Genomic DNA, 12,874 nt, shown 5'->3' with positions numbered 1-12,874 from the left:
CCCGCTCATAGTTACATCTTCGTGGCTTTCGGCGCGAGAAAGGCTGCCCTAACTTGGCCGTGGTCGGCGCCCCTGGCCTGCTGCGTTGGTACCCGCCCGCGGCCATGTGACGTTTGTCGGAGTGATCGACGCCACCGGCTTTTCGCCGAATGACCTTTACCGGGCGGTGTTAACGGCCGAAAGGTGGTTGAAAGATCGGCGGAATCGGGCGCACCCGGGTGGTCGTCGGCGCCGCGCTGGTGGTGCTCGGCTGCGCCGTCGTGGTGGGCGCGGCGCTGGTCGTGGTCGTGCTGCTCGGCGGGGGCGTCGTGGTTGTCGTGGTGGTCGACGGCTCCGGCGGCGCTGTCGTGGTGGTGGCCGGGGGTGGCGGCGCCTCGCTGGACGGCGGTGGCGGGGCCGGCACGACGGTGACGGTGGTGCTGTCGTTCGGCCCGGTGATGGTCACGGTTTGCGGCGGGGCGGGCGTGCTGGGCGGCGACGTGGGCCGGTCCTGGGTGGACTTGGTGAGCAGCAGGTTGATTGCCAACACCAGGGCGATCAGCACCGCCGCGCCGGCCCCGGCCACGCTCAACACCAGCGCGGTGCGCTTGTACCAGGGCAGCCCGCCCGCCGCGACATCGTCGAATCGTCTTGCCTCACTGGCGTATTCGCCGGTGGCGTCGCGGCCGGTGTAGGGCACCGGCTCGTCGGAGGTGTCGGCGTCCTGCGACCACGCCAGTGCGTCGTCCACGTCGGTGGCCTGGGCGGCCCAGGCGGCCTGGGTCATGTCGAGCCCGCCGGCGCCGACCATCTCGGTGGGTGTCTCCACCGCGGCGGCGGCCGTCGGAGCGGCCCCCGACGCGTATTGCGCACCCAGCGTCGCCGCGCCCAGCGCGGCGCTCAATCCCGGCTGCGCGGTGCTGTGCACCGGCACCCCGAACCGTCCCGACAACCGCGGCGTGAGCAGCGGGATGCTCGCCCCGCCGCCGACGATCGCCACCCCACGCAGAGTGGAGTTACCAATCCCGTTGCGCCGCAACGCTTCCTGGCACCAATCCAGGAACCGGTCCAGCGGTGTGGAGATCAGTTGCTCGAACTCGGCGCGGGTCAGCTGGGCGCCCTGTCCGGGCGCCCCGGCCACCGTGACCGCCACGGCCGTCGACAGCTGCTCCTTGGCCCGACGGCAGGCGCCGAGCAGCCGGCTCTGCGACCCGATCCGCCCGGACCCGCCCAGCATGGCGGTGCTGACGTCGGAGGCCAGCAGGTGGTCGAGGACGAGCTGGTCGATCGCGTCGCCGGAGAAGTCGGTGTACCGCAGCGACGGGCCGACCGGCGCGAAGCCGGCCCGGCCGTCCATCAGGGTGACGGTGGTGCCGCCGGCGCCGAAGTCACACAGCGCAATCACGCCGTCGGACGGGAATCCCGGCGTGCCGCGCAGCATCGCGAGTGCGGCCGTGGCGTCGGAAACCAGCATCGGCGCCACCCCCTCCCGCGCGAGGTCGGACTGGGCGAAGAACTCCTCGCGCAGCGCGGCGAACTGGTCGTCGGACCAGTAGGCGGGCACCGCGATGGTGATCGGCGCCCCGTAGCCGACCGCGCGGGCCATCGCCTCGACCGCCTCGACCGTCAGCGCCGCGCCCAGGTACTTGGTGCCGTCGGCCGCCACCAGCGGGGCCCGGTCGCCGACCCGCTCGACGAACCCCCGCAACACCAGCCCGGGTTCGGTCAGGTTCGGGTTCTCGTCGGGCAGGCCGACTTCGGTGGGCCGCTGCTCGAACAGCGTCAGCACCGAGCTGCGGATCACCGGGACGCTGCCGGCGCGGGCCGCCACCAGGTTGGCCACTCCGATCGACAGTCCGAGCGGCTCGCTCATGTCCCGCACCCCTGTGTCAGTCGTCGGTTGGATTGCAGCGAGTGTAGGGCGCCGCCCCGCGGCCTAACGCAGACCCGGCGGCACCGTGATGACGGTCGGCACCTGCGGAATGGTGATCACCGGCGGCAGCTGCGGCAGCCGGTGGTGATGCGACGGCTGCTGGGTCTGGCCCCCGCCGGGCTGCTGGCTGGGCTGCTGCGCCGGCGGCTGTTCGGCGCTGCTGCCGGGCGAGGTCGAGCTCGGCGTGGTGGTTGTCGTCGTCGGTGTCGTGGTCGTCGTGGTCGTGGTGGTCGTGCTGGTGGTCGATCTGGGCACATGGCTGACGCCCTGTTGGCCGCCGATGAGCTCGATGACGCCGAAGACGATCAGGCCGATCAGGACGACGACGGAGACCACCCAGGCGATCAGCATCGCGGGCCGGCGATACCAGGGGGTGGGCTCGGCCTCCTGGTCGAACGGGTCGACGTTGCCGGGTTGCTCGAACCCCTCGGGCCGGTCCGGCGGGAAGCCGGGCGGCGGCAGCTCGCCGGTGGGCGGCTGCTGGCTCATGCCGAAGTCGGCATGCTGCGTGGGCTGGTTGTGGAACTCGTCGCGTGGGCCGTTGGATGCCACGGCACCGATGGTACTGACCGCACCTGCCAATCCGCTGATGCCGATCGGTAACCGGGGCGTCGGGACGCGCACCGCACACCGTCGATCCTGACCCGTCTATCGGGTCGGCTCACGCCTGCGACTGTGGCGCCCGACACACCAGTCCGGCGGTTCGTGCGTCGAATCTCGTTCTGGTACAATATAACTGGCTTCGTCGCCTGATGACTTCACCAAGTCTGCGACGGGCACGCGTTCCGCGTCAATGCGCAGCGAGCCGACCGGAACCGCTGGTCATGCGAGCACCTTGACCGCGCCCGCGACCACTACACAACCGCCTCCCGGTAGCGCCACCGGTGATGACATCGGGCTGTCGAGACCGTCGGAAAGCAACGCCGAGCAACCATCCGAGCACACGCCCAAGGAGACGATGACGATGCCCGGGCCGACCCGGCAAACGCCTACGCTCCGCGATGACCACCAGCTCTGCTAGTGCGCGACGACGACTCGGCAAACCGGTGGTCAGGGGTCCGCGAGGCTCCGACCGCGCCGAGTCGGCAACTGACGGGTGCCGTGGTGATCATCGCGCTGGTCGCCGCGATCTCGGGCATGCTCTACGGCTACGACACCGGCGTCATCTCCTGGGCCCTGCTGCAGCTCACGCAGGACTTCAACATCACCGAGGGCTGGCAGCAGGTGATCGCCGCCAGCATCCTGCTCGGCGCCGTCGCCGGGGCGCTGACGTGCAGCTGGCTCTCCGACCTGCGCGGCCGGCGTGGCACGCTGTTGATGCTGGCGGTGGTGTTCATCGTCGGCGCGTTGTGGTGCGCCGACGCCGCAGATTCCGTGATGCTGTCGCTGGGCCGGCTGGTGCTGGGGTTCGCGGTCGGGGGCGCGACGCAGACGGCGCCGATGTATGTCGCCGAGCTGGCGCCGCCGGCCTACCGGGGACGGTTGGTGCTGTGCTTCCAGATCGCCATCGGGGTGGGCATCCTCACCGCCACCCTGGTCGGGGCCGGCGGCTCGATCTCCTGGCGGGGGCCGATCGGCCTCGCCTGCGTGCCCGCGGCGATCATGCTGTGGCTGCTGCTGCGCCTCCCGGAAAGCCCGCGCTGGCTGGTCAAAAAGGACAACCGAGACGCCGCCCGCGCCGTGCTGGAACACGTCCGGCCCGAGGGCTACGACGTGGCCGCCGAGCTGGATGAGGCCACCGAACTCGCCCGCGTCGAACGCACGGCCGCCACCCGCGGGTGGCGCGGGCTGCGCGACGCCTGGGTCCGCCCGGCCCTGGTCCTCGGTTGCGGTATCGCGGTGTTCACCCAGCTCAGCGGCATCGAGATGATCATCTACTACTCGCCGACCATCCTGACCGACGACGGCGTGTACCGGTCCGTGGCGCTGCAGGTGTCGGTGTGTCTGGGCGCGGCGTACCTGATCGCCCAGCTGGTCGGGTTGGCCATCATCGACCGGGTCGGCCGGCGCCGGCTCACCCTCATCATGGTGCCGGGCGCGGCGATCAGCCTGTTCGCGCTGGGCCTGCTGTTCATCACCAGCGACAGCGGTCGCGACGTGATCCCCTACATCATGATCTGCCTGATCGCCTTCATGCTGTTCAACGGCGGCGGCCTGCAGTTGATGGGCTGGCTGACCGGCTCGGAGACCTATCCGCTGGCGGTGCGGCCGGCGGCCACCGCCCTGCAGTCGGCCACCCTGTGGGGGACCAACCTGGTGATCACCTTGACGATGCTGTCGCTCATCAAGGCGATCGGGGTCGGCCCCTCGATGTGGCTCTACGCGTTGTTCAACGTGGCGGCCTGGATCTTCGTGTTCTTCCGCATGCCCGACCTCACGGGCAAAACCCTTGAGGAGATCGAATACCAGCTGTCCGAGGGGAAATTCCGGCCGTCGGACTTCGGCCGCTGACGAATCCCGTTGCGCGGCAACCCGATCCGCGGCTCAGAACGTGTTGACCTTCTCGATGCTGACGAACCTATCTGGACGTTTGGTGAAGCAAGGTGTGTTGAGAACGTTGGCTCTGATGGTTGCCATGAATTGCCGCTAACTCTGCTGCGGACGGTCTGCGGACGATTGCTGATACTGAACCGCCAAGGTGCGGATCCCCTCGCGAGGAATCTCGTTGAATTGGGTGGCTTGAAAGCGAAGCCGGGTCTGCTCAGCACCCAGGGCGATCGCAGCATGGAACCTCGAAACCGAGGCAGGACATCACGATGCCGCGCTCGGGGCTGGCCATCCCGGAGAGGGCGGCAGCGTGGGGAAGTCGGTGCGGGGGTATTCGCCGCCACGCTGGAGGTCGGGGTGTGGGGGTGCTTTGGCGAGGCAGGTGTTTCTGTCTTCGCTGGCGTTCGGCTATTCGTCCCCGACTCCGGACTGGGCGAAGTAGCCGCCTTGATGGCTGGTGATCCGCCAGCCGTTGAAGACGTCGACGGACGGTGTACGGGCCGGTCCCTGCTGAGGAAATTGTGGTCCTGGCTTAGCGGGGGTTTCCATCGTGATCCGCAGGGGGTCGATGCCCGAATATGGCGGTGGCTTACCGATATTGGGTTCGTAACCGTGGCGGGCTGGTTGGGCTGAGCCAAACGTGTATTCGCAGGCCACCACCGTCACGTCGCGGCCGGCCGTCGTGACAGACAGGATGTGCACCTGGACGGTGCCGATCCATTGTTGTTGGGGGGCGTTGGTTTTGGGCCACAGAGATTGGGTGCCGATGGGGTGGTTGATGGACTGGTTGGGATCGACAGACTGCTGGAAGCCGGGATACAAGTACCGGTTGTCACCCATGATGGAGGCGAGCAGGTAGGACTCGGTGTAGGCGCGCACCGGCACAGCGGGTCCCGCGGTGACGTCAATGCCGGGCTCAGCGGTCCAAACGAATGTGAAGTCGTTGAGGGCCGCGGGCCAACCGGCAGGAGGGGTAGCCGGCGTCGAAGACGCCTCAGAACGGTGGGCGCCGGAGCTGCATCCAGCTATCGAGATCACGGCGAATACCACGCAGGTGGCAATACCGCCGAACTTGCGTAACACATTCGTCACTTCGGTCGACCCTGTTCCGCGTGCGGGACGCCGACGACATTGTCGTAGCGGGTGGCCATCCACTCATCCGGAGACATTTTTCCTCGGGCGGCAATGCGATTGCGTGCGATAGCGCAGGGCCAATCACGCCGTCGTACTGACTAGCAGTAAGCCCGGGGAATTTCGCCCTTGCTTCGTCGAGTGTTGCGAGTCGCCCGTGCGGGTGTTGATCGTCGTACACGACGTACCCGTCCGGAAGCGGGACGTTGTGCCCGGCCGCGAGCATCGCATTGGCCATTCCTTGGTCTGCGACGCCGATGTCCATGGGTTGTATGGGGTTCTCGCCTGGTGCGCTGGGAGCCGGCCCGAGGATGCTGTTTTCCAGCCCGTGTCCGAGCACGTTGAGTGCGGGGTTGGCCACGGTACCGACACCTGGCGGTAACCCGGCCACGGTGCCTAGACCGGTGAGCCCGGCCTCGTATGCCTGTTTCTTCAACTCGTATTCGGATAACTGTTGGTGATATCCGTTTACTTCATTCGCGTGATATGCGTTGTGAGTTCCGACGTCGACCAAGCCCTTCAGAGTCGCGGCGTCGTAAAGCTGGGTGTCGTAACCGGAATGAGTCGGCTCATTGCCGAAGGCGGCTTCGTGAGCCACGGCATGTGCATAGGCTTGACCGTTAAAGTATTGGCCCGCGGCTTGGTCGCTATTGAGGACTGAGAAGACGCCTTTGGCGACCGGCAGCGCGCCAGATCGAGTGTCGCCCTCGTTGTCAAGGGAGTCGCCGAATCCTGGCAGTCCGCCGGTCGTACCGGCGATGTTGTCGACGTAAGGCCCCAAACCGTGGGCCATGCCCTGTACGAGATTGGGGTTGACCTGTCCGAGGGTGTGATTGCCGGGAAGGTTCAATAGGTCCTGCTGGTGGTGCCCGATGTAGGTGCTGTAGGCGTGTGCGGTTTGAGCGGCGATGCTTGCTTCGGGTCCTTGGGTCGCATCACCCGTCCAAGAAAACAGCGAGCTCACCGCCTGGCCGTGGTCTTGCCAGGAATGGTGTGTGAGGTTCTGCAGGAAGCGGTCATGGTCGCCGGTGGTCATGGCGTCGTGCACCACTTGGTGATCAGGTGATGCCGCCGATAAGACATTGGAAACCGTGGGGTCGATGCCGGGGTTGAGGTCGCCAGGACCGCCTTCACCGGCACGCCAAAACGGGCTATTCATGAGCGTCGATGCCTGCTTGACCATCCCACGGTCCAAGTCGGTGTTGGCCTGGAAGGTGTGGTTGCCGTCTTTGACGATGTCAGCGAGCTGGTTCAGGTGGCGAAGGTCCGGTCGCGGTGAATTCAGCAGCTGCTGAACACTTGTGGGCAACTGGTTGGCCCCACCTTTGACCATGTCGGTTCCCTGCTTCGCGCCAATGCTCAGCGGGGTCTGAGGGAACATGAGATTCGGGTTGCTCATCAGCTGCAACGAATTGCCGATCACGCCTTTCTCGTCGCCCAAACGCTGTTCGGCGGTCTTGAGCGCATCCATAGACATGCCATGTTCTTGCGCCTGTAGTTGGCTCAACACCGAAGCCTGCTCGGCGGTTAATGGCACCTTCCCGGCCAGCTGGTCGGGGGTGATCGAGTTCAGGACGCCGTTGACGCGGGAAGCGGCCCCCTTGTCACCCGCCAGGGCATCGGTGACGTCTTGCCTTGCCTGGTCGGGTGTTTCGGCTTCATGGCCGTCGGCACCGAAGGTCGATGTGGGGTCGTATCCGTCGTTGGCCAAGTTGGTCTGCGCTTTGCGAAGGGAACTCGAATAGCTGTCGCGGGTGGCATGCAGCTGGCCGAGCGCATCCTTGGTGTCATTAACCGCAGCCGTTCGGAGAGCTTTGATAATCGCATGCAGCTCTTGCTGGCTCGCCGCGTCGGGGTGGTCCCGCAGATCCTGCTCGGCCAAGTCGATCATGTGGTCGAGCTGCTCCAGCTGACCTTCCAAGGTGGCGATCTCGGCAGCACCGCTTTTTTGCGCCTCGGACAATGCAGCGGCGATGTTTTCCAAGTCGGCGCCGATCTTGGGCAACTGTTCAGACTGCGCGCCAAGGGATTTGACGGTCCGCTGCACTTCCGCTGAGCTATTGATCGGGTTGGGGCCGCCGTCCTGATGGTTCCAGGCGGCATTGAAACGTTGCTGCGCCTGCGCGAATGCATGGTCGGACTCGGCGGTGTGACGCCCCGCGCCGTGGAAAGCTTCTGCCAAACGCTCAATCTGGGCCGGGCGGCCGGCCTGCAAGGTCCGGTTGACCTCCCACGGATCACCGCCAGCCCCGGCAACCAGCTCGGCGATGGTGAGATGCTTTAGCTGCATCGCATCCCCATACCAGTTCGCGGTGACTGGTCAACCACTCCCGTTGCACATCGGTCAGGGCAGTAAGCTCCGGAGCGCCGCCAACCCCTCCCGACAGCATCGCCATCCCTTCCGCGCACGGGAAAAGGCTACCGCCGCGAGCTTGTTGACCAATTCACTTTCGGACTGTGGGCGGCGCGGTGCTCAAGCCATCTGCTGCGGACGCACTGCGGACGTCATCTGCGAAGTAAGCCCACTACCTCGGCTTTCAGGCCCCTAGAACGTGTTGACCTTCTCGATGCTGACGAACATGCCGTGCTTGGTCTGGTCGTTGGTGAACCGGGTGCCGTCGGCGTTGGCGACGATCGTCCAGCCCTGCGCGCTGTAGGTGCGGTAGTCGAGCTTGACGGTCGGGATGGCGCCCAGGTTGCCCAGCACCCACTGCACCTTGCCGCCGGCGTTGATGCTGACGCCGTTGGCGTGTTCACCGTCCTGCAGCGGGGAGTTGGTGAACGGCGCCTCGCAGCCGACGGTGTCCTTGTTGATCTGGCAGCGGGTCGACCCGGATTTGGTCTCGATGAAGACGTAGCCGTTCTGGTCCGGCGGCAGCGGGATGGCGCCGGCGGGAGCCGAGGGACTCGGGGGCGGCAGCGCCGTCGGCGCGGGGGCGGCGGTGGCCGACGGCGGGGTGGAGCGGGGCGTGGGGAAGGACGGTTCGGTGGGTCCGGCCCCCGGGGAGGCCACCGGCCGGCCGCCGATCACCGTGCTGCAGCCGGACACCAGCCCGCCGCCGCCCGGCAGGACCACCAGCAGCAGTGCACCACCGGCCAGGCTCCGCCGGGCATTCTCCGATAACCGCACCTGCCGCTCCCCAGACAATTCAGATCGCGGGACTCAGGTTACGCATACCGCGGCGGTGGTCGCTGCGGCGCGGCGGGCATCGATGCGGCGCCGATGGTGAAGTTTTATCGCGGCGTGATCGACGCGTCGACGCCGTCACACCACGCCGTAGCCGAGACGTTTCGCCGCACCGGCGACCCGGCCGGCCAGATCCGGATGGGCGAGGGGTAGCGACAATCTCGGCCTGGCCGGCATCGCGGATGCGGCCGGCGGGAACAGCGCCAGGCATGGGTCGCCGGCGAATCGGCTGTTGTAGCGCAGGCCGTCGAGATGGGGGAATGCGGCTGTGATGTGCCGCGCCCATTGCTGAGTCACGGTGTGCCGGGCCGTCGAAATGGCGAACGTGCCGCCGACGCGGGTGGCCCACGCCCCTCGGCTGTCAGCGGCGAGGTCGAGGACCCGCAGCGGGCGGGTGAAGGACAAGCCGGTCAGATAGGGGCGGCCGCGTTCGCGGTCAATGGTCCGGTCGACTTGGTATGCCTCGCCGAGTGCGGCGCACGGACTTGACGCTCCGTACCAAACGCCATGCCGGGCATGCTCCCCCCCTGGGGAGAGGGTGCGGGTCGAACCGCAGCACCGGCCCGAAGGTGCGCAATGCATTCCACGCCAAGACGTGCTCGCCCGCCGTGCGATGGACACGCCACCAGATCTCATCGACGCCGATCGCGCGCATCTCGTCGTCGCCGATGCCGAGCGAGCGCAATATGTGCGGTGCCGGAGGTTCCGGCAGCATGGGGTCGACGGTCAAGTCGCGGTCCAATCGGCGATCTCGATCAGTTCGAGTACCGGCCCGACGGATTCACCGTGTAACAGCCAGTCCCGCACCGACTTCGGCTGACCGTCGATTCGTAAATCGGGTTGCGTCGTCATGAGAAAGCCGGCCACCGCGGTGGGATGCAGCTCCCTAGCGAGCAGAGCCGGCAGCACCGCGTCCAGGCCGCGGACCTGTTTGAGCGTGAGGGGCTCGTCGCGGCCGCGGTCGACGATCTCGAACTGGATCGCGGGGTACACCCAGGTGCCGCCGTCGTCGATAGCCCATAGCGTGTGGGCGAGGCGGCGCTGCCTCACGCGGGAGTCGTTGACGCCGAGCCCTTTGCTGACGTCGGCGGCGCTGTAGGCCGTGCCGTACAGCCTGGCCATATGGGCGGTGACGTCGGCTGCGATCTCCGCGTAGGCTCCGGGATCTTCGGTGAAACCGGCGTCATCGAGCAGCCGGGCCTCGTCGGTGGTCAGCGTGGCCGCCCACGGCCGGTGCGCGGGGAGCGTTTTAAGCGCCGCGATCAGGTCGGAGCGGCGCAAGTTGAACCGATCGAGCAAGAGTTGGTCGAGTTCATCGGTAGACATCGGCAAGCCTTCGCGCGCGCTAACGGAAATTAACAGAACTCTATCACCGTTAGATGGATTCTGGCTCGAACGATAGCCCCCGGGAACAAGATGCGGCCGCGCGCCGTTACCATTCTCGACAAGTTGAGCGAACCGGACTCAATGCTGGGTTGACAGCCCACTGCCCTCACGGGCAGGCTTGAGCGGGGTTCACTCAGCATAGTGACACCACAGCAGGCTCTACATAACCAGGAGGAATTACTATGGCTCGTGCGGTCGGTATCGACCTCGGGACCACCAACTCCGTCGTCGCAGTCCTCGAGGGCGGTGACCCCGTCGTCGTCGCCAACTCCGAAGGCTCGCGGACCACCCCGTCCATCGTCGCGTTCGCCCGCAACGGCGAGGTGCTCGTCGGCCAGCCCGCCAAGAACCAGGCGGTGACCAACGTCGACCGCACCATCCGTTCGGTCAAGCGGCACATGGGGACCGACTGGTCCATCGAGATCGACGGCAAGAAATACACCGCTCAGGAGATCAGCGCCCGCGTGCTGATGAAGCTCAAGCGCGACGCCGAGGCCTATCTGGGTGAGGACATCACCGACGCGGTCATCACCGTACCGGCGTACTTCAACGACGCCCAGCGTCAGGCGACCAAGGAAGCCGGCCAGATCGCCGGCCTCAACGTGCTGCGCATCGTCAACGAGCCGACCGCGGCCGCGCTGGCCTACGGCCTGGACAAGGGCGAGAAGGAGCAGACCATCCTGGTCTTCGACCTCGGCGGCGGCACGTTCGACGTTTCGCTGCTCGAGATCGGCGAGGGTGTGGTCGAGGTCCGCGCCACCAGCGGTGACAACCACCTCGGTGGCGACGACTGGGACGACCGGATCGTCAACTGGCTGGTCGACAAGTTCAAGGGCACCAGCGGCATCGACCTGACCAAGGACAAGATGGCCATGCAGCGGCTGCGTGAGGCCGCCGAGAAGGCCAAGATCGAGCTGTCCAGCTCGCAGAGCACCTCGATCAACCTGCCCTACATCACCGTCGACGCGGACAAGAACCCGCTGTTCCTCGACGAGCAGCTGACCCGCGCCGAATTCCAGCGCATCACCCAGGATCTGCTGGACCGCACCCGTCAGCCGTTCAAGTCGGTGATCGCCGACGCCGGCATCTCGGTGTCCGACATCGACCACGTGGTGCTGGTGGGTGGTTCCACCCGGATGCCCGCGGTGACCGACCTGGTCAAGGAACTCACCGGCGGCAAGGAGCCCAACAAGGGCGTCAACCCCGACGAGGTTGTCGCGGTGGGTGCCGCCCTGCAGGCTGGTGTGCTTAAGGGCGAGGTGAAAGACGTTCTGCTGCTTGACGTTACGCCGCTGAGCCTGGGTATCGAGACCAAGGGTGGCGTGATGACCAAGCTGATCGAACGCAACACCACCATCCCGACCAAGCGGTCCGAGACGTTCACCACGGCCGACGACAACCAGCCGTCGGTGCAGATCCAGGTGTACCAGGGTGAGCGCGAAATCGCCGCGCACAACAAGCTGCTCGGCTCCTTCGAGCTGACCGGAATCCCGCCGGCGCCCCGCGGCGTGCCGCAGATCGAGGTCACCTTCGACATCGACGCCAACGGCATCGTGCACGTCACCGCGAAGGACAAGGGCACCGGTAAGGAGAACACGATCAAGATCCAGGAGGGCTCCGGCCTGTCCAAGGAGGAGATCGACCGGATGATCAAGGACGCCGAGGCGCACGCCGAGGAGGACCGCAAGCGGCGCGAGGAAGCCGACGTCCGCAACCAAGCGGAATCGCTTGTCTACCAGACGGAGAAGTTCGTCAAGGACCAGCGCGAGGCCGAGGGTGGCTCGAAGGTTCCCGAGGAGACGCTGTCCAAGGTCGACGCCGCGATCGCCGACGCCAAGACGGCCCTGGGCGGCACCGACATCACCGCGATCAAGTCGGCGATGGAGAAGCTCGGCCAGGAGTCGCAAGCGCTGGGACAGGCAATCTACGAGGCCACCCAGGCCGAGTCCGCCCAGGCCGGCGGGCCGGACGGTGCCGCGGCCGGCGGCGGGTCCGGATCCGCCGACGACGTTGTGGACGCGGAGGTGGTCGACGATGACCGGGAGTCCAAGTGACACAAGGAAATCAGAAGACGGAAGGCAACCCGCCGGAACAGGTGACGGTTACCGACAAGCGGCGAATCGATCCCGAGACCGGTGAGGTCCGGCACGTCCCTCCCGGCGACACGCCGGGAGGGACGGCGCCGCAAGCCGCGACCGCCGAGTCGGGCGGCGCCGGGGCCGACAAGGTCGCCGAGCTCACCGCTGACCTGCAACGCGTGCAGGCCGACTTCGCCAACTACCGCAAGCGGGCGCTGCGCGACCAGCAGGCCGCGGCGGACCGGGCAAAGGCCGCCGTGGTCAACCAATTGCTGGGCGTGCTCGACGATTTGGAGCGGGCACGCAAGCACGGCGACCTGGAGTCAGGGCCGCTGAAGTCGGTGGCCGACAAGCTGGAAAGCGCGCTGACCGGCCTGGGCCTGACCGCATTCGGTGAGGAGGGCGAAGAGTTCGACCCGGTGCTGCACGAAGCCGTGCAGCACGAGGGCGACGGCTCCAAACCCGTCATCGGCACCGTCATGCGGCAGGGCTACAAGCTCGGCGATCAGGTGCTGCGCCACGCCTTGGTCGGCGTCGTCGACACGGTCACCGAGGAAGGCGACGGGGAAGCCGCGGCCACCGACGAGCCCACCGCCTCGGCCGCCGAAACCCGGCCGCCCGAATCGGACGATAACGCCGGCGCATCCGGTGACTAGATCACACAATCAGCACATTGGAAGACAGACCAACAGA

General features: G+C 66.8%; 7 protein-coding genes and 3 pseudogenes. 3 read left to right on the top strand and 7 right to left on the bottom strand.

Annotated elements, in window-relative coordinates:
• Positions 1-169 precede the first annotated feature (169 nt).
• Both MAA44156_RS21165 and MAA44156_RS21160 read right to left on the bottom strand, forming a co-directional pair.
• A complete protein-coding gene (locus MAA44156_RS21165) occupies positions 170-1,852 on the bottom strand; it encodes an Hsp70 family protein (RefSeq protein WP_009979490.1) in 1,683 nt (560 codons plus the stop codon).
• A gap of 63 nt (positions 1,853-1,915) precedes the next feature.
• Positions 1,916-2,536 (bottom strand): hypothetical protein, encoded by a 621-nt coding sequence (locus MAA44156_RS21160; protein WP_009979488.1) that lies wholly within the window; start codon positions 2,534-2,536, stop codon positions 1,916-1,918.
• Positions 2,537-2,932: 396 nt separating this feature from the next.
• On the opposite strand from MAA44156_RS21160, the gene MAA44156_RS21155 reads away from it, so the two are divergent.
• Positions 2,933-4,363 carry a sugar porter family MFS transporter gene (locus MAA44156_RS21155; RefSeq protein ID WP_023862140.1) on the top strand — a complete coding sequence of 477 codons (1,431 nt, stop codon included), beginning with the start codon at positions 2,933-2,935 and terminating at the stop codon, positions 4,361-4,363.
• A gap of 300 nt (positions 4,364-4,663) precedes the next feature.
• On the opposite strand, the pseudogene MAA44156_RS21150 reads toward MAA44156_RS21155, so the two are convergent.
• The 5 genes and pseudogenes from MAA44156_RS21150 to MAA44156_RS21130 form a co-directional block, all read right to left on the bottom strand.
• Positions 4,664-5,284, bottom strand: a pseudogene (locus MAA44156_RS21150) (hypothetical protein).
• 203 nt (positions 5,285-5,487) lie between these two features.
• Positions 5,488-7,820, bottom strand: a pseudogene (locus tag MAA44156_RS21145) (putative alpha/beta hydrolase).
• Between the two features lie 255 nt (positions 7,821-8,075).
• On the bottom strand, positions 8,076-8,660 hold the full coding sequence (locus MAA44156_RS21140) for a hypothetical protein (protein ID WP_009979484.1): 585 nt from the start codon (positions 8,658-8,660) through the stop codon (positions 8,076-8,078).
• Between the two features lie 135 nt (positions 8,661-8,795).
• Positions 8,796-9,459, bottom strand: a pseudogene (locus MAA44156_RS21135) (RES family NAD+ phosphorylase).
• Positions 9,444-10,043 carry a hypothetical protein gene (locus MAA44156_RS21130; RefSeq protein ID WP_023880545.1) on the bottom strand — a complete coding sequence of 200 codons (600 nt, stop codon included), beginning with the start codon at positions 10,041-10,043 and terminating at the stop codon, positions 9,444-9,446. The pseudogene MAA44156_RS21135 and the gene MAA44156_RS21130 overlap by 16 nt, the downstream one beginning before the upstream one ends.
• A 242-nt stretch (positions 10,044-10,285) precedes the next feature.
• On the opposite strand from MAA44156_RS21130, the gene dnaK reads away from it, so the two are divergent.
• Together dnaK and grpE are read left to right on the top strand one after the other, a co-directional pair.
• A complete protein-coding gene (gene dnaK, locus MAA44156_RS21125) occupies positions 10,286-12,157 on the top strand; it encodes a molecular chaperone DnaK (protein WP_009979480.1) in 1,872 nt (623 codons plus the stop codon).
• The gene (grpE, locus tag MAA44156_RS21120; RefSeq protein ID WP_009979479.1) at positions 12,154-12,837 is read left to right on the top strand and encodes a nucleotide exchange factor GrpE; all 684 of its coding nucleotides are present in this window, start codon (positions 12,154-12,156) and stop codon (positions 12,835-12,837) included. The genes dnaK and grpE overlap by 4 nt, the downstream gene beginning before the upstream one ends.
• Positions 12,838-12,874 lie beyond the last annotated feature (37 nt).

The sequence above is a fragment of the Mycobacterium avium subsp. avium genome (genome assembly GCF_009741445.1).
In the GTDB taxonomy this organism is placed as follows: Bacteria; Actinomycetota; Actinomycetes; order Mycobacteriales; family Mycobacteriaceae; genus Mycobacterium; species Mycobacterium avium.
This window is presented reverse-complemented; position numbering and strand designations above follow the sequence as displayed.